The 18716-nt window shown below is 40.8% G+C and carries 17 protein-coding genes; 8 read left to right on the top strand and 9 right to left on the bottom strand.

Annotated features, from left to right (window positions below):
- Nucleotides 1-75: 75 nt before the first annotated feature.
- On the bottom strand, nt 76-1002 hold the full coding sequence (locus BGP78_RS19165) for a hypothetical protein (RefSeq protein ID WP_119862894.1): 927 nt from the start codon (nt 1000-1002) through the stop codon (nt 76-78).
- A complete protein-coding gene (locus BGP78_RS19160; protein WP_182912337.1) occupies nt 1002-1892 on the bottom strand; it encodes a hypothetical protein in 891 nt (296 codons plus the stop codon). Before BGP78_RS19160 ends, BGP78_RS19165 begins: the two co-directional genes overlap by 1 nt.
- Nucleotides 1893-2113: 221 nt before the next feature.
- Here BGP78_RS19160 and BGP78_RS19155 point away from each other — a divergent pair, with 221 nt between their 5' ends.
- The 3 genes from BGP78_RS19155 (at nt 2114) to BGP78_RS19145 (ending at nt 9620) form a co-directional block, all read left to right on the top strand.
- A complete protein-coding gene (locus BGP78_RS19155) occupies nt 2114-2971 on the top strand; it encodes a S1/P1 nuclease (protein ID WP_119862893.1) in 858 nt (285 codons plus the stop codon).
- 27 nt (nt 2972-2998) lie between these two features.
- Nucleotides 2999-6121, top strand: coding sequence for a TonB-dependent receptor (locus BGP78_RS19150; RefSeq protein WP_119862892.1), 3123 nt, complete (start codon nt 2999-3001; stop codon nt 6119-6121).
- A 265-nt stretch (nt 6122-6386) separates the two neighbouring features.
- A complete protein-coding gene (locus BGP78_RS19145) occupies nt 6387-9620 on the top strand; it encodes a TonB-dependent receptor (RefSeq protein WP_119862891.1) in 3234 nt (1077 codons plus the stop codon).
- Between the two features lie 173 nt (nt 9621-9793).
- Here the strand turns inward: BGP78_RS19145 and BGP78_RS19140 are convergent, their stop codons facing one another.
- On the bottom strand, nt 9794-10258 hold the full coding sequence (locus tag BGP78_RS19140; protein ID WP_119862890.1) for a MarR family winged helix-turn-helix transcriptional regulator: 465 nt from the start codon (nt 10256-10258) through the stop codon (nt 9794-9796).
- Nucleotides 10259-10375: 117 nt separating this feature from the next.
- Between BGP78_RS19140 and hmgA the strand changes: the two genes are divergently transcribed.
- Nucleotides 10376-11671, top strand: coding sequence for a homogentisate 1,2-dioxygenase (gene hmgA, locus BGP78_RS19135; RefSeq protein ID WP_119862889.1), 1296 nt, complete (start codon nt 10376-10378; stop codon nt 11669-11671).
- A gap of 65 nt (nt 11672-11736) precedes the next feature.
- Nucleotides 11737-12363 (top strand): maleylacetoacetate isomerase, encoded by a 627-nt coding sequence (gene maiA / locus BGP78_RS19130; RefSeq protein ID WP_119862888.1) that lies wholly within the window; start codon nt 11737-11739, stop codon nt 12361-12363.
- A gap of 16 nt (nt 12364-12379) precedes the next feature.
- Here maiA and BGP78_RS19125 read toward each other — a convergent pair whose 3' ends face one another.
- A complete protein-coding gene (locus BGP78_RS19125) occupies nt 12380-12610 on the bottom strand; it encodes a TIGR02647 family protein (RefSeq protein WP_010361810.1) in 231 nt (76 codons plus the stop codon).
- Nucleotides 12611-12734: 124 nt separating this feature from the next.
- Between BGP78_RS19125 and BGP78_RS19120 the strand changes: the two genes are divergently transcribed.
- Both BGP78_RS19120 and BGP78_RS19115 read left to right on the top strand, forming a co-directional pair.
- Nucleotides 12735-13022: a DUF1496 domain-containing protein gene (locus BGP78_RS19120; RefSeq protein ID WP_119862887.1), complete on the top strand. Its 288-nt coding sequence runs from the start codon at nt 12735-12737 to the stop codon at nt 13020-13022.
- Between the two features lie 25 nt (nt 13023-13047).
- Nucleotides 13048-13293: a VF530 family DNA-binding protein gene (locus BGP78_RS19115; RefSeq protein WP_119863069.1), complete on the top strand. Its 246-nt coding sequence runs from the start codon at nt 13048-13050 to the stop codon at nt 13291-13293.
- Here the strand turns inward: BGP78_RS19115 and BGP78_RS19110 are convergent.
- From BGP78_RS19110 to BGP78_RS19100, 3 genes are all read right to left on the bottom strand, one after another.
- Nucleotides 13279-13992, bottom strand: coding sequence for an ABC transporter substrate-binding protein (locus tag BGP78_RS19110; protein ID WP_119862886.1), 714 nt, complete (start codon nt 13990-13992; stop codon nt 13279-13281). The genes BGP78_RS19115 and BGP78_RS19110 overlap by 15 nt on opposite strands.
- A 153-nt stretch (nt 13993-14145) precedes the next feature.
- On the bottom strand, nt 14146-15258 hold the full coding sequence (locus BGP78_RS19105; protein WP_119862885.1) for an arginase family protein: 1113 nt from the start codon (nt 15256-15258) through the stop codon (nt 14146-14148).
- Nucleotides 15259-15554: 296 nt separating this feature from the next.
- The gene (locus tag BGP78_RS19100; protein WP_119862884.1) at nt 15555-16334 is read right to left on the bottom strand and encodes a DUF2189 domain-containing protein; all 780 of its coding nucleotides are present in this window, start codon (nt 16332-16334) and stop codon (nt 15555-15557) included.
- A gap of 155 nt (nt 16335-16489) precedes the next feature.
- On the opposite strand from BGP78_RS19100, the gene udp reads away from it, so the two are divergent.
- Nucleotides 16490-17242, top strand: coding sequence for a uridine phosphorylase (udp, locus tag BGP78_RS19095; protein WP_119862883.1), 753 nt, complete (start codon nt 16490-16492; stop codon nt 17240-17242).
- Between the two features lie 73 nt (nt 17243-17315).
- Here udp and cdd read toward each other — a convergent pair whose 3' ends face one another.
- Nucleotides 17316-18176: a cytidine deaminase gene (gene cdd / locus BGP78_RS19090; RefSeq protein WP_119862882.1), complete on the bottom strand. Its 861-nt coding sequence runs from the start codon at nt 18174-18176 to the stop codon at nt 17316-17318.
- Between the two features lie 44 nt (nt 18177-18220).
- Nucleotides 18221-18589 carry a hypothetical protein gene (locus tag BGP78_RS19085; protein WP_119862881.1) on the bottom strand — a complete coding sequence of 123 codons (369 nt, stop codon included), beginning with the start codon at nt 18587-18589 and terminating at the stop codon, nt 18221-18223.
- Between the last annotated feature and the right edge of the window lie 127 nt (nt 18590-18716).

Here is an 18716-nt window from a genome sequence, read left to right as displayed (position 1 = left end):
GACTACTTATGACAGCAGTATATAAAGCTATGCTGCTGTCACACCTTTTTAATCTTGGTACGTTCCTAGTCCAGTCTATTTTCCAATTAATTCAATGTCAGTTAGCGCCACATTTATTAACCCATAGCTGTGAATTTTTGAACGTGACCCTTCACCGTGCGCTTTAGGCGGGTAGTACTTTGCTTTTAGCTCAGTATGTTCTGCCATGACATCGTCTAAGGCTGCTCTAATTTCACTTAACGTCTTTTCTAAACTAGAAGAGAAATTAGGTCTCTTTCGTATAGTATGTCCCAAAGCAATCAGCCGATGAAAGTATTTGTCTGCGATATCTATTAATTCGTCAGGCACATCTTTATTTTGATTTAATACCACATCAGGATGTGACTCACAGTATTCAACCAGTGCCAAGTAAAAGCATAATGGCTTATTCGCTAATTTTACCGCATCTTGCTTACGACTATTAAGCATAATGGTTTTAGAATATAAATCGACAACCAACTTTTTAGGCAACTCTGTTTTATCTTTATGCTGTGGCCTACTCGCACGTGTTCTTGCGACGCTGATATTTACCCAGCCAAAGAATGCAGTATTTAATAACGCGAGAATAAAAGGCACAATATAAGCGGATTTTACATGCGCATCATCAATAGCAAACGATACATACACATCGCGATGGGCATCAACCAACTTTCTCACCATAATACTATCAATACTATCAACTTGCTCAATACTTACTTTTTGTAACTGTATACGTGCATCTTGCCTGACAAGTACCGCATTTATTTTACCTACGTACGATTCAACAACAGAGGTATTTCCCGAATAACTGAAAAAAGGGTCCGCAATCGGTAATGTATTGATATCAAGCGCCACACGCGTTACAACTTGAGACGCTTGTTTCTCAATATCATGCTTTATTTGATAAGTTTGTGACAGGTAAAATATCGATATAAATAAGATTAAGGCCACTGTAAACACGATGATGTTCTTACTGTGTGACATTACAAGCCCTCTTCAACAAAGTAATAAGGTAATGAATCACATTGCCAGTAATTTTGTAATGATTCAAAGTAGGAAGAGCTTTGCGACTTTGCTATTAAACTGATCACAGACTGTAATTCACATGCTAGATCTGTATTTTCATCATTCATCTTCAAAAACCAACGACTACCGACAATCTCACCACTAATAGGGGTAATATAATTATTCGAGAAACGTTTTTGATCATCTTTTCTCCAATAAGAAGAGATCAAGTCAATTTCTCCATGAGCAAGTTTGTCTCGCAATGCTGTATGTGTGCTCGCATAGACTATGTCCAATGCATCTAAGTCTATATCTAAAGTTTTAAACACTTGTTTTGGCAAAATATGACCGGAGCGGCTCGTAGGATAGTCTAATAATCCAATTCTTTTATCTAAGAAGTAGGCTTTGTCTAATTTTGGTTTTTCTTTATTCGAAATAAAAAAAGCAGTGTAGTTTTGATAGCCGATAATTGGCCGATAATTATGGGTAGACTCTGCCATTAATGCTTGCATGACATTCTCTTTACTTAACACAACATCAGCAACACCTTTAGCTAAAAATTCAATTTGCTCAGCTAAATTACCTCCCCAGTACAATTCAACATACCCATACTGTTTTGCAACTACTTTGTTCGTGCATAACGGGGCTTTTAGTGCAACAGCGAGTCTTTCTATAGGAACATGCACCCGTAATACTGATTTATTTGCAATAGACGAAGTTTGACATTGATATGAATGTGTCAGTACATGATCAACATCTTGAATTTGAGATTGACTAAGTGATCCCCCTAACAGCCAGCTGATCAGGGTGGATAGAAACAATAATGTAACAATCGTAGATTTATTAGTTAAAATGTTATTATGTATCAAGAGTATTTTATTCTTATATTGCCAACTTCCTCATTAAACCAATATTCTTTACTCATTACAATAAGTAAATTTACTAAATGAATATAAACCCATGAATTACATACTTTATTAACAAGAAATTATGAATCCTTTTAAGTCCTTTTTATTTCTTGAAAAATACGGACAATTGACCTTATTGAACAGCCGTCGTTGGCTATTTTTTAATAATGAAGAAAACACATATGTTAGTTAAAAAGCTCTCTGTAATCGCACTTATAGGCGCCCTATCTAGTTCGTTTAATGCTGTCGCATGGGGGCAAAATGGCCACCGTATTATTGGGAAGGTTGCTGAAGAGCACTTAACAACGGCCACAGTACAAGCTCTGACTCCCCTACTTGAAGAAAGTTCATTAGCACAAGTATCAACTTGGGCAGATGAAATGCGCTCTAACGACAGCGAGTTCTGGCGTAAAAAGTCGACAAAATGGCATTATATTAATGTTAAAGACGCGACAAAAATGCACTCTCACATTGATCATTCAATCAATTCTAAAGAACAAGTAAAAAATATTCTCGATGGTATCTATTACGGTATAAACACACTTCAATCTGACGCTACATCAATTGACGAAAAACGCTTCGCGTTACGCTTTTTGGTGCATTTAGTTGGCGATAGCCATCAACCGTTCCATGCAGGGCGCGGTGAAGACCATGGCGGAAATTTGATCAAAGTGACTTTTTTTGGTGATAAAACAAACCTCCACTCTACATGGGACACTCGCTTAATTGAAAATGAGCGTCTATCTTACAGTGAGTTTGCAGAATTCATAAAAACGTCAAATAAAACGATTATAAGTGATTACCTTAATAGTGAGCCAGCTGACTGGCTATTAGAAAGTCATCATATTTCAGATAAAGTATATAACTTAAATGAAACTGAAATAAGTTATGGGTACATTTATAAGTACATGCCAACCGTAAGAATTCGTTTGCAACAAGGTGGTATACGACTGGCTGGCTTACTGAACCAAATTTTTGACAAAAACGCAGCGCCATTAAAAGAGGCACTCAAGACTTCGAACGTCGTCGCTGTAAAATAAACCAATCAAAACACGGGAAACAACATAATGAAAACTCTATTGCGCAAAACAGCTCTGTCTCTTGCTATTGCAGCAAGTATTGGTGCAAGTGGCGCTGCATTTGCTAACGACACAGCTTCAGCAATGAAAGGTCAAGTCGTTGGTCCACAAGGCAACCCTGCTGCTGGTACAAAAGTAACTATCATTCATACGCCTTCAGGCTCAGTGAAAACCGCAGTAGTCAACGAAAGTGGGTCTTTTTCTGCAAAAGGTCTTCGCGTTGGTGGCCCTTATCAAGTGATTGTTGATTCAGAGTCATTTCAAGATACTTTGGTAGAAGATATTTATTTATCGCTAGGTAAAACCTACCCTGTAACAGTACAGCTTAAACCACAGCAAAATATTGAACAAATCGTAGTAACTGGTCGACCTATCACCATGCAGTCTGGTGGTACAGGTCCAGCAACGCACTTTTCACTTGCAGATCTTCAAGAAAAGCCAGCTATTAACCGTGATATAAAAGACATTGTTCGTACTGATCCACGTATTTATGTTGATGAGAGTAACTCAGGTGCCATTCAGTGCGCAGGCGGTAACCCGCGTTTTAACAGCTTAACGGTTGACGGTATGCGTATGAATGATAACTTCGGTTTAAACCGAAATGGTTATCCCACAGAGCGCATGCCCTTCTCTTTCGATTCAATTGCACAAGTAGCCGTTGAGTTAGCACCATTTGACGTTCAGTATGGTGGCTTTACGTCGTGTAATATCAACGCAGTAACAAAATCTGGTACGAACACACTGTCAGGCGGCGTCTTTTTCGATTACACAAACGACTCTCTTTCAGGTGATAAAATTGATGGTAAAACACAAGATATAGGTAACTATAGCGAAAAGCGTTTTGGCTTTAACTTAGGTATGCCACTGGTTGAAGACACCTTATTCTTATTTACCAGCTATGAAAAGTTAGAAGGTGCACAAGTATTTGAATACGCACCACTGGCTAACAACAAAATAAGCCAAGCAACAATTGACCAAATTGCGGCAATTTCGCAAGATAAGTATGGCTACGATGCGGGTTCTTTAGTCCCAAGCATGCCTGTCGAAGATGAAAAAATACTTGTTAAACTAGATTGGAATATCAACGACGAGCATCGTGCAAGCTTTGTTTATAACTATAACGATGGGTTTACACTTGCTCAGTCTGATAACACGTCTTCTCGTATTTCATTGTCTAACCACTTCTACGAGCGTGGTGCTGAATTACAATCATTTGTCAGCTCATTGTATTCAGATTGGAGCGATGTATTTTCAACGGAAGTGCGCATAGGCTATTCAGAGCTAGATAACCGTCAAATTTCTTTAGATAGAACATCAGGGTTCGGTGAGTTTAGAATTGATACAGGTGACGTTGACGTTTACCTTGGCCCAGATGATTCACGTCAAGCTAACAAACTAAAATATGATAACCTGTCAATTAAACTAGCTGGTACCTATTACCTTGATGACCACGAGCTATCATTTGGTTATGAGCGTGAAGAGTTAGACGTATTCAATATGTTCGTGCAACATACCGAAGGTGAACACCGCTTTAGCAGTATCGAAGACTTCGAGAACGGTGTTGCGCGTGTTTATTACGGTAATGCGTCGTCACACAACCCTGTTGACGCAGCGGGTGAGTTCAAATATGCACTGAACACAGTATATGCTCAAGACAAGTTCGATTTAATTGATTACGATATTACTTTAACAGCCGGCTTACGCTACGACTGGTATACCAGCGATGATGTGCCAGCACACAACCCTAACTTTCAAGAGCGTTTTGGTTTCTCTAACCAACAAAACCTAGATGGCGTTGACTTAATTCAACCTCGTTTTGGTTTTAACTGGATTTACGATGAGCAATTAGAGCTTCGTGGTGGCTTTGGTCTATACTCTGGCGGTAACCCGAATGTGTGGATCTCTAACAGTTATTCAAACGATGGCGTTCGTAACATCCAAGAAAATGCACGTAATGTGCAATTATTAGGCCCTGATGCAGTGGCATTTGTAAACGGTGGCAAAGCCGGATTCGACATTCCATTAGACCTATACAACTCGGTTGGCTCTGGCAGTGCCGATGACAGTACAAATGTGACGGACCCTAATTTTGAACTACCGTCTGAGTGGAAGTATTCATTAGGGGCGACTTACGTCACAGAATCTGATTTCGTCTTTACAGTAGACTATTTGTATACAGATAAAAAAGACTCTGCGCTTATTCGTAACCTAGCACTTGCGGCTAAAACCAAGCCAGCACCAGATGGACGCCCAATTTATAGCGATGATATCCATCCATTTAAATCAGACTTTTTGTTAACTAACGTTTCAGGCGCTGATGCATACACACATGTTTTATCTTTGGGTATGAATAAATCTTTCGACAACGGTATCGATATCGCTCTTTCTTATGCATATACCAAATCAAATGATGTTCACCCGATGACGAGCTCTGTGGCATTCTCTAACTTCCATGGTATTGCAGCGCACGACCCGCAAAACCCAGGTGTATCTACCTCAAATTATGAAATCCCACATCGTGCGACCATGTCACTGTCTTATAAGCACCAGTTCATCGACGGGTTAGACACCAAGTTTAGTCTGTTCGGTCAGGCAGCTAAAACTAACCCGTATTCATACACGTTTAACAACACGGGAATGTTCGGCTATGCCGAAAATCAACGTGACTTGCTTTATGTTCCACGTGATAACGATGGGTTAGTTGAGTATGGTTTCCACACAAATGACCAAGGCGAAAAACAAGCGTTCCAAAAAGCCGACTTTGACAAATGGGTTGAACGTGAAGGCTTAACACGCGGAGACATTCAGGGCCGTAATTCACAAGATGGTGATTGGTGGGTTACGTTTGATTTAAAAGTTGAACAGGAATTCGGTGGATTTGCCGATGGCCATAAAGGGTCTGCATTCTTTGTTATTAAAAACGTAGGTAACCTACTTAATGATAATTGGGGTACGTTAAACACAGGTAGTTCAATGCAAAACGCCGTGACAGCATCAATTAACGATAGCGGTCAGTATGTATTTGAAGAGTTTAATAACCCATCAGGCACCGATTTTGAAGTGAGACCCTCACTTTATGAAATTCGCCTTGGGGTTAAATACGACTTTTAATTTTTTCGAGTCAAGGATATGACTCACTCTTAAAATTCAGTACAGATAATACGGCTAATGTACCTATAAAGGCATTAGCCGTATTTTATGCACCATTGAAAAGTGGTTAATTACTGTACTGGGCTTTATTACTCCTGTTGTAGATAAAAACATCTGCTTTACTGCGACAGACTATAAAAAACTGGTACTGCTTCGAAGTTACAGCTTTATAAAGCATTCACACAGTATTAGAAACTTTAAATAACCTTACACGGGAAACAACACAATGAAAAACGTTCGCTTAACTAAAGTGGCCGGCGCTTTAGCATTAGCTCTTGGCGTATCAGTCAGTGCTTTTGCAGCTGATACCTCATCAGCAATGCGTGGTAAAATTACAACACCCATTGGTGACGCCGCTGCAAACGTTAAAGTTACAGTTATTCACGAGCCAACAGGCACAAAAAGCACATTTACGACTAATGACTCAGGTACTTTTATTGCAAAAGGCTTGCGCGTTGGTGGCCCATACCGCGTAGTACTTGACTCAGATACTTACTCAGATACTGAGTTAGATAACATCTTCCTTGAACTGGGTGACACTCACCGATTAATTTCACAACTTCAACCACTACAAAAAGTAGAAAAAATTGAAGTAACGGGTTATCGTCTAGTTCAGCAAGCTGGTGGTTCAAATAGCGTATTCGGTGCAGATACCATTGCAAATACCCCAAGCTTTAACAACGATATTAAAGATATCGCACGTTTAAACCCACTGGCTAGTATTAACGGCAACGGTGAACTTACAATTGCGGGTAATAACCCAAGAACAAACGGCTTAACCGTTGATGGTATTGGCCAGAATGATGACTTTGGTCTTAGCTTCGGTGGCTACCCTACGGCACAACCACCAGTAGCACTTGATGCGATTGAACAGATCTCAGTTGACGCTTCGCCATTTTCTGCAAAAAAAGGGAATTTTGGTGGTGGTACCATCAATGCAGTAACTAAATCTGGATCAAATGAATATACTTTCACCAGTTTCTACGAAACAAGTACCCCTAGTCTTGGCGGTAAAGTAGATAACCTCTCTGAGGTTAAAGAAGATGGCAGGCCTGCACTAGATGAAGACGGCCACAGAATCTACGAGACAGCAAGTACCGATCCTATTGTTACAGAAAAACGTCTAGGCTTTAGCACTGGTGGTGCACTAATTGAAGACGAGCTTTTCTATTTTGTGAACTACAACTCTTGGAAACAAGAGATGGAAATGGATTATGGATTTGATGGCTCTGGTAAATCACATGAATTCGATGTGAGTGAAGCCAGTTATAACCAGTTTATCGGCACGTTAAATAATGTATATGGCCTAGACGATAACTTTGGTGGAAACCCAGAAGACACCAGTGACAGCTTGCTTGTTAAGTTAAGCTGGAACATCAATGATATGCATCGTGCTGATTTCACTTATCAATGGCAAGATGAAGAAGAAACGAAAGGCTTCGCTACCGGTGGTGGTTCTGTAAAGATGGCATCTAGCCGTTATCAGTACGTCACTAAATTCAATAACTTTGCCACCAAGATTTACTCTGATTGGTCTGATGATTTTACTACTGAGCTAGGTATTTCATATAAAGATGTAACCAATGACAGTATTTCAAACTCTCAGCTTGGTTCAATCGAAGTGTACGTTGACGGTGGCCGCGGAGATTCATTTGAATTTGGCCGCGATATCAATCGACATGAAAATGAAGGTGAAACACAGACGCTTGCTGTTACGTTCGATGCGAGTTATTTACTTGGTGAGCATGAAATTAACTTTGGTGCAGAGTTGAAAGATATGCGCCTTTATAATTTATATGCTAGAAACTCCAGAGGTTCATGGGACTTTGGTAGTTTAGAAGACTTTGCGAACAAAAAACTACATTTAAACCGTGATAACTACCAATTTGACTACTCTAATGCATACACGGGTAATGCAAATGACCTGGCCTACGATGCAACGCGTGAGCAAATAGCGCTTTATGTTGAAGATAAGTTTTATCCTACCGATGATTTAGAGTTAACCGCTGGTGTACGCTATGAGCGTTTGTCTTCGAGCGATAAACCATCACTTAATACTGCATTCCAAAATACCTATGGTTACACAAACCAAGAGAACTTAGACGGTGCAGATATTATTCTACCACGTGTTGGCTTTAAGTATTACGCAACTGAGTCACTAACAGTTAATGGTGGTATTGGTCGATTCCAAGGTGGCGTTCCAAGTATTTGGTACAACAACCCATTCCAAAACGATGGGATCACATACGTTGCGGCCTCACAAAATGCCATCAACGATTACTTCTCTGGGATTGAGCAGGTTGATATTACACAAGTACCTGAGCAAATTGTTAACTCATTAGAGCAAGGCGCCGGAAGCACAGCTTATACCGACCCTAATTTTGAATTGCCATCAAGTATTCGCGCCCAAGTAGGCTTTGAGTATGATTTTGATTCAGCGTTACTAGGTGATGGATTTAAGTGGACTGCAGAGCTTGCGTACCACAGAAAAGAGAACGAAGCTGTTTGGCACAATACAGCAATTTCACCAAAGCTTGATGAGAATGGTGATATCGTTCGTTCAGCAACGGGTCGCATCATTTATGACACAATATACTCTGGTGATCTAAGAGATAATTACGACATCATGATGACTAATGCTGACGAAAGTGCACGTTCAATTATTTTCTCAACGGCGATTGCAAAACAGTGGGACAACGGCCTGTATGTTTCTGCAAGTTACACACACCAAGATGTAGAAGACGTAGCGCCTGGTAGTGCATCAACTGCCGATGGTAACTACAAACACGCTACAACACACAGCCGTAACGTAGATCTGGTTAGCCGTGGTCACTATGAAGTTGAACATAACTTAAAAATAAACATTAGCTATCAGACTGAGCTCTTCGATGGCTATGCGTCTAAGTTTAACGTATTCTTCGAACGTCGCTCAGGCAGACCTCTTAGCTATACAATGGGCTCATTCCGTGATGGCGACTTTGGTGATACCAGAGACTTCAATAGTACTTCAGCTTACTTAGCTTACATCCCTACTGGTGCGGATGATGCTAATGTAAACTGGGATGAATCTGGCCTATCTTGGAGCGAACTTGAAACACTATTAAATAGAGCCGGTATTTCTGAACGTGGCCAACTGCTAGATCGTAACACAGGGACTCAACCTTGGGTTACAACTATGGACGTCAGCTTTAAGCAAGAGATCCCTGGATTTTATGAAGGGCATAAAGGCGAAATATATTTCATGGTTGAAAACTTCGCTAACCTGTTAAACAGCGATTGGGGCATTGAAAAGAAAATTCAATATGCAGACCAAAAACTGTATGACTTCGGTGGCCTAGATGATAACAACAAGTTGATCATTGACCAACGTTACCAAGGTTCAGATGTTCGTAACTACTCTACAATAGTTAAAGGCTCATCTGCATGGCAAGCTAAGATTGGTATTCGTTACACGTTCTAATATGAATGGGTGCACTTAACTGCGCTATTTAAGTGCACTTTTGTAACAATACACAGAATAGAGTATCTAACACGCAAATTAGATAAACTCTCAAGGCCAGCAATTGCTGGCCTTTCTTACTTTACAGCTACAACCGAGTAAAAAAGAACCCATCTACACCAACTAACTCTGCACTAATCGGAAGAGCTTTTAATGACAATGTAATTCGACAATTTTGAAATAAGTGTCTTTAACTGCTTTTGTTCATCATCTTGCAAGCATGACAATAGCTCACTTTCCCAATCAAGTGCCTTGGGCGTGATATCTTGATATAAAGCACATCCAGCATCCGTGACCGTCACTACCATGGCACGTTTATCGTTCTCATGTTGTGTTAACCTGATCAGCGCTTTTTCTTCTAGTTGTTTTATCGCTCTTGATACCGTCGACTTATCCATATTCGCTAACTCACAAATTTGCTTTGCGGTACTACCCAGCCCTTGTGTATTTGCAACATGCGCCAGCACCCGCCACTGAGCTTGAGTGAGCCCTCCATGGGCAATATACACGTGAGAAAAGTCCTCACTGACTTTACTTGATAAGGCTACAAGCTGATAAGGCAGAAATTCATTAATATTTAATAATGTCTTATTGTTCACGTATGCCACCTTTTCTCTATTTACGTACAAAATCATTTACAAGGTTAGTTTTGTGAGGTGCTTGATATTACTCTCACGTGAGAGTATCTTACAGGAAAACCTACAGGAGTCGAACGAATGAGTCATGAGTATCAATACTTAACTGGTTTCGGAAACCAGTTTGAATCAGAAGCCTTGCCGGGCGCATTGCCTATTGGTCAGTTTTCACCACAAAAAATAAAATACGACCTATACGCTGAACAATATAATACCACTGCGTTCACAGCCCCCCGTGCTGAGAACCGTCGCAACTGGTTTTATCGTATTCGCCCTTCGGTTGTACAAGGTGACTATCAAGCCATAGATAATGGCTTGCTGCGTTCAGCCCCAATCACCGAGGTACCGACTCCTCCAACGATGTTACGTTGGAACCCAATAGATATTCCTAAAGAACAAACAGACTTTGTTGATGGCTTAGTAACAATGGCAGCGAATGGCAGTGCCAACGGTCAAACAGGCATTGGTATTCATGTATACGTGATCAATAAAACCATGACTGATCGTTACTTCTACAATGCAGACGGCGAAATGCTGTTCGTACCGCAACAAGGTGAATTACTGCTACACACTGAGTGCGGCAAGTTAACCATTAAGCCCGGTGAAATCGCGGTTATTCCACGCGGCATTAAATTTAGCGTTGAGTTATTAAACGATGAGGCACGTGGCTTTATTTGTGAAAACTATGGCCACCCTATGGTGTTACCTGAGCGTGGCCCTGTAGGCGCAAATGGTTACACCAACGAGCGAGACTTTCAGTATCCCGTTGCTGCTTTTGAAGATAAAGAAGGTGACTTTGAATTAGTCGCTAAATTTAATGGTAACTTATTCCGCTGCGATATTGGCCACTCGCCATTTGATGTGGTTGCTTGGACAGGAAATAGCGCACCCTATAAATATGATTTATCACGTTTCAACGTTATAAACACCGTAAGCTACGACCACCCAGATCCGTCTATCTTCACAGTGCTCACATCACCATCGGGCACTGAAGGTGTTGCTAACGTCGATTTTGTAATATTTCCTCCCCGTTGGATGGTTGCAGAAAACACTTTCCGCCCACCCTATTATCACCGCAATATTATGAGTGAATTTATGGGACTAATTGAGGGGGTTTATGACGCAAAAGAGCATGGTTTCGTACCTGGAGGTATGAGCTTGCATAATTGCATGTCACCTCATGGCCCTGAGGCTGATGTATTTGAAAAAGCGTCAAATGCTGAACTTGCACCACAGCGCTATGACAATACCCTTGCGTTTATGTTTGAATCGAAATATGTGATCTCACCGACCAAGTATGCCCTTGAAGGTAAAGAACGTCAGCCTAATTATGCACACTGTTGGAAGAACATTAAAAAGTACTACAAGGGCGAATAAGCTACCACTACACTAATACTAAAATAGGCACGATTAATCGTGCCTTGTCGTGACTAAGGACACCTATGAAACTCTATACTTATTTTCGCTCTTCGGCGGCATACCGCGTACGAATTGCACTCAACCTAAAAAATATCCCTCATGAACTCGCGGCGGTCAATCTGTTAAAATCTGAGCAGCAAGCAACCCCTTATACAGATAAAAATCCACAAGGCTTGTTACCAGCGTTAGAAACAACCCAAGGTGTACTGGCACAGTCTCTAGCAATATTAGAGTGGCTTGAAGAAACCCACCCTGACACCCCACTACTACCAAGCAATAGTTGGGAAAAGGCCCAAGTCCGTAGCTTCTGTTATGCTATTGCCAGTGATATACACCCAATTGATAATTTACGTGTATTGAAATATTTAAGTGGTGAGCTTGCGGCAACAGATGAACAAAAAAACACTTGGTATCGTCATTGGATCATCGAAGGCTTTAGCAGTTTAGAAGCAACACTTGGCGAGCATGATTACTGTTTTGGTGATAAGCCGAGCCTTGCCGATATCTGCCTCGTACCTCAAGTCTTTAATGCGCTTCGCTTTAAAGTCGATATGAGCCTATATCCAAAAATATCCGCTATTTATGCACGTTGTAATAGCTTACAAGCATTTATAGATGCAGCGCCAGAGAATCAACCTGACGCGCAATAGTGACCTAAACTAGACATTATTGTAATGCACAGTGCACCTGATCAAGGTGCACAACTAAATCAAGCCCTAAATCAGTTAAGTACCCCCCATCTGGGCTATCAATCACCCCTTTATTGTACAATCGCTCAGCCGCATCTTTTAAACTTGGCTCTGCCGATTTATGTAATTTGATACCTTGGTGCATACTATTTCTTGGAAACTTTGCTAATAAAGTCAGCTCTGCCATCATGTTTTGATCAAAAGCCATTGTGATTCCCTCTTATTTTGTTTTTAATCTTATATGAAAGGTGATTAATCGTTTGTATATTACTCACACAATTAAGATTTTATCTACAATCATAGTAAGATTAGACAAATCTCGGAGTTATGCCATGAGAAATTTAACTTTAACCGCCTTTGCAGTCATGCTAACTGCACCAGAGCTCCTTGCACTTGATACCAATCATGAAAAGTCTGTGTTTATAGACCAACCAATGAATGTATGTTGGTACCAAGGTCAGCAATACAGTGAAGGATCTCTCATAAAACAGTTCGATATGTTATTTGCATGTGCTAAAAAACACCCTAGAAAAAATAGTCATTCATTGGTGTGGGTCAAAGCCAATGCGTCAGGTGTACCAATAAAACTGGACCCTGAACGCACTATACGCGTAAAATAAGCGATTTAGAATGTTAGGGTACATCATGAGTCAAGAGCAGCCAAAAAATCCACTTCACGGTATTAAACTAGAGGATATTTTAATCAAGCTAGAGGATCATTTAGGCTGGAAAGCAATGGGAGAAGTTGTTGATATTCGATGTTTTACACATGATCCAAGTATAAAATCGAGCCTAAAGTTTTTAAGAAAAACCCCTTGGGCGCGTGAAAAAGTAGAGCAGTTATATCTAGATACATTCCACAGTTTTGTTTGGCCTTCAATCAAAAAGTGACGACTCATTCAGCAGTGCTTTATACGCATTGCTGATTTTATCTATGGTGTCTTTTTCTACCAGCTTATTACATGCAAAGTATAGTTGAGCACCCTGATTTTTTAGCGTAAACACTTTTTTGAGTTGTTTGGTAAAAGGATCTTTTAATGCTCGAAAAGCAAACTGTGCATCGCTTAGTATCACTAAGTCTAGCAGACCTTTGCGAGTTTCTAACAATTCAAATACCCTATCAAAGTTTGAAAGCATCACTAAGTGCTCTTCCTCAGAAAACCCTCTCGCTCGCAAATACTGATGGCTGTAGTTATTTCTTATCACCCCTGTTTTATAGTTTTTCGCATCACTAAGTGAGCTTACATCTATGTGCTCCGATTTTAGCCCGTAAAATGACGTGGTAAAATGGGCTATCGGAAACACCCAGGTAAACAAAGGCTCTCGGGTTTTAGAACGCCCCATTGAAAAAATACAGGTATTCGAGTCTCGCAAAGCAGCAATATAGGAAACCGACCATCGATTGACACCCAATGTATAATTGATATTAGCGCGTAACAACACGGCTTTGACTTTATTAACAGCAGAGCCCACCAGCTCACCTTGCTCATAATACTGAAACAGTGGGAAGTCTTCCGTCACAATATTCAGCTTGCTGGCAAAAGCGCTGCTAGAAAATACACTCAGTAGCAGTAAAAATCCGATATACATTCATGAGGCTTCGTTGTTTGTCCCTTAAGAAAGATAGCGTAAAAATAGGCAATTACAATGAATATAGCGTAGGTAGGAAACAGAATTAGGAGAAATTAATAAACAAAAATGGAAAAAAGCGAAGCATATACTCCGCTTTTATCTCATTTGGTATTAGCTATTATTCATCGCGTCTATTAAGAAAGCAGAAATCTTAGCGCCTTCTCTTAGTGTTGTCTCAGAGCTAGACTGGCCGACCAATGAACTATCTGTAAATGGGGCTATCTCCATCATATCAGCACCCGTAATTGGAAATTCCGCACGTAACGCTGTCAATATTTCTAATGCTTCATCAGGAGTCATACCATTCCCTTCTGGCGTGCCAGTTGCCGACGCAAACTCTTCATCTAACGCATCAATATCAAAACTCACATAGAGTTCGTCTACGTTATCGGCTTTCAATTGCGCTATTACCTGCTCAACAATCGCAGATGTACCTTGCTCACGAATTTCGTGTGCCCAGTGCTGTTTTACACCAAACGTTGATTCCCAGTGCGACTTATCTTTGCCGCTAGAACGAATACCAAACTGAATTAAATGGTGCGGTGCTGGTAGGTACTCCAATACATGCGTACACCAAGAACCAAAGCATAAATCAATTCCCAAACGCTCTACAAGTAAGTCCGTATGCGCATCGAAATGAATAATAGCAGTGCGCTTACCCAGATCACGCTTTGCTTTCAAATACGATTTAGTCAATGGGTAGCTGATTGAGTGGTCACCGCCGATACCAAATATCCCTTTATCAGGGTGCTGCTGATAAAACCCATCACAGACGTCTTCAGTGATAGATAGCGGAGAAACATAATAGTCACTATTCGGGTTTTGATACAAGGCCTTCTGACAGTTACTTATTGTTGCTTCATTTAAGTATTTATCATGCAGTAAGTGAGGGATGACCCGCACATCACCTAAATCAAAGGCGCTCACATGAGGCTGCTGTTCAATTAAAGTTGAACGTAAAAATAACGGCCCCCAGTTTGCACCACGTAAAATCCCGCCACCACAGTCTGACGCAATACCTAAAATTGCAGCCTTATGTTCTGAGGACGAAATATTTTTTAAAGACGCTTTCCAAATTGTGTCAACACCTTCTGTTTGTCCGTAGAGTTTAGTTCTTAACGCATCTTTACGTTCTTTGGCTGTATTAACGGTAAATACGCCATCTCCTGGTGGGCACAAACAATGCTCTAGTTTCTCTTGAAGTTGTTGTTTTGTGATCGTCATATCGTCCTCCGGGTAAATTATCTATGCATATTCATGCGAAAAATGATGAGTTACGTTTTTTGCATGAAGTACTGTTTACGTCGCTTCCCATGAATAGGCATGAATTATCAAAAACCATTATAAAACCTAAAAATCAATGCCTTAACGATAAGAAAATTTGCATTATTCAAATGCGAGCGCAAGCAGAGCTGCTTTAATCGAGAGATATATCATGCCAAGGAGGAAAGTCAACCATAGCGAAAATTTATACAATAGACGCTATGGTTTTATATGCATTGAGGCTGCATAGTTAGGTATTACTCATAGCCTCGGGCTTTCTTTGTTTTAATAATGGCTATGTACCCGTGCCAGCTCGCATAGCTCAACAAAGGCATGATCACAATAAACCCTGCTGCACCCGTTGCAAAACCAATTATAACTAGTCCGACAATCAATACACCCCAAACGAACATAGCATGCGCATTTGTTTTCACAGCATGAATAGACGATACAACAGCAGTCATGATGTCAACACGCCGCTCCATCATAATTTGCGGCGTAAACGCTGATATCGCAAAAACGACCGCCATCAATACGCCACCAACGATACTTCCAAGCGTTAAAAATGCAGAAAGTTGCTCAAAAGTTGGATCTGGAACGTTAGGATATAGCGCATGGATCAATGCAGCCAAACGCATCCACACTATCATGATGACCATAAGTAAAATTGCAAAGCCCCACTCTCCTGCCGGATTTCTAAACATCGACTTTAAACTATGGATAAGCGTCGGTTTGTGGCCTTTTTCGAGCTCCCAAGCAACATCATACAAACCAGACGCAAAAGCCGGTCCTATCAAAGCGAATGCCACCGCGGCGGGTAAAATAACCAAATGCGTACCAGAATAAAAAACGAGGTACATTATCGAGGCCGGTATTATTGTAAAAACTAGGCCATATATAAGACTGAGCATAGGTGCTCTGGCAATGTCTTTAAACGCAAGCGCTAGCCAGTGAAAAGGAGCAAGAGTCTCTACTTTGTTACTTTCGAGACATCGAGCAAATTCAGTGTGTTTATCTAGTGACGGTGATGCAGGCATAACTCTTCCTCATTATTGCATTACTTAAGGTTTAGAAGAACAACTTTAAAGTTGCAAGCTAATAACCTATTCTGAATTAAATATTCGGACATCTGTCCTGTACTTTTCACTCATAAGTATTAAGTATTACGCTTTATATAAAAATAAGGTTTACTATGGACAAGGTATTTCATTTAGGACTCGATAAAACTGCGCTTGAAGGTGCAACTTTAGCAATAGTCCCGGGCGATCCAGAGCGCGCTAAACGCATCGCAGAAAAAATGGAGTCATCTAAATGTCTTGCGCAGACACGTGAATTTCATGTTTATTCAGCAAAGCTAAAAGATAAAACAGTCATTGTTTGCTCAACTGGAATTGGCGGGCCATCTACCTCCATCGCCGTTGAAGAGCTTGCTCAGCTAGGAATAACAACATTTTTACGCATTGGAACCACAGGCGCGATCCAGCCCCATATAAATGAAGGTGACTTATTGGTAAGCACAGCATCAGTACGACTAGACGGCGCTAGTCAGCATTTTGCGCCATTAAGTTACCCTGCGGTCTCTGATTTTCACTGCACACAAGCAATGGTTAACGCCTGTGAATCTTTAAGCGTGACGCACCATGTAGGTATTACGGCTTCGAGTGATACCTTCTACCCTGGTCAAGAAAGATATGATACTTATTCTGGTTATGTCTCAAAAGATTTCCAAGGCACCTGTGAGCAATGGCAAAAATTGAATGTCATGAACTATGAAATGGAATCTGCAACCCTCTTTACCATGTGTGCTGCATTAGGGCTTAAAGCAGCCTGCGTTGCGGGTGTATTAGTAAACCGTACGCGCCAGGAGATCCCAAACGTAGATCACGGTGAAATTGAGAAAAAAGCAGTCTCTGTTGTAATAAAAGCGGCAGAAAGCCTGCTATAAAAAGCCGGACTTGATGTCAGGATAATTTAAAAAAGGGCCATGCGGGCCCTTTTTAATAATTAAAGTTATTTATTCACTTCACCAATACGTGTTGCAACACGCAATCGCAGCAATAACTTTCTAATACAGCAGCAGCCACCGCTTTTTGGTTATGACCATTTGCAGTCTCCACGAGGGTGATCGAAGTCAATTCAACACAGTTTAGCGTCAGCCCTGCCAGTGCCAATTGGCTCAATGCACTCTGCATTGGAGATAAACTGGGATTATATGCGGCATTTTCCGCATAGCGGCCATAAAAACAGCCATGAGAGGCCGTTTTAATTTCAACGGCAGCAGGATTATTTGAGTACGGGGCATAAGCAAGCATAAACTGTTGTGCCAGTTGGTGACTAATTTGCTCAGGGAGAGCTATATCATCATGACTCTTCAGTGCCAATAAACAAAACTCATTTCCTAAATCTTTTGGACCGAACGAATGAGGTAGCAATGACTGCAGGTCAGTCTCTAACGTAGGCAGTACAATCTTTAACGTATCAGCCCCTGCAATTTCATTCATAAACTGCCTACAATGACCACATGGTGGCGCCGTAATCGCAATCACAGACACTGATTGCGCACCATTGAGCCATGCGTTATTAATCGCGGCTTGTTCGGCATGGACAGTTAGGCCCAGAGCTTGGTGTGAAAACTCTAGGTTTGCGCCACAATAAGCATTTCCAGTGGTTTTATCATAAGCAATAGCACCCACATTAAACTGTGAGATTGGCGCTTGAGAAAAAGAGGTTGCCACAGGTAACAGGGCCTGTAGTAATGAGCTTATATCGCACTGTAATGTGTTGAGTAACGGTGTAAGAACCGATTTAGGGATTAGCCCTTTGGACTGTTTCGCTTGCTCTGTTAAGTTTTTTATTTGAAGCGGAGTTAATACTGCCATTATTTATTCATAGTTAACCAATGGCAGCATAGTTTAAGCAGTAATTAGTTATTACACAACCATTGCTTTGCAGATTTAAAACATTCGAAGTTTTCTGCATTCACATTAAAACGCTTGGCTTTTTGTAAAAACAAATCATGCATATATCCTTCAAACCCAACAACGCGTGCAATGCTTAAGTCTCTTAAATAGTGTGCAATCTTAGGCATGATATTGACAATATCAATCGCTGCAAATCGGTGCTCTAAATTACTCACATCAACCAAAATCTTAGAGCTATTATGAGTTTTCGCGTATCCATTCGCTATTTGATAAACATCAACCACATCCTGTGCGCTCGCTGTGCCTCTCAGCGTCATCATCACCAACGATGTTGTTTCATCATAGGTAATACTTGTAGAAAGTGTGGACATCGGACCTCAATATACAATAGTTTGCATACCTGCTTTTAATAAGCATTATGCTTTAAAAATAGACTACTGGTTTAACCAGAAGGGGATTCTTCTGGAAATGAGAAGCGATGTCAATAAATTTAATATT

It is taken from the genome of Pseudoalteromonas sp. MSK9-3, from assembly GCF_003590335.1.
Lineage (GTDB): Bacteria > Pseudomonadota > Gammaproteobacteria > Enterobacterales > Alteromonadaceae > Pseudoalteromonas.
Note: the sequence above shows the minus strand (reverse complement) of the source record. Positions and strands in the feature narration are given on the sequence as shown.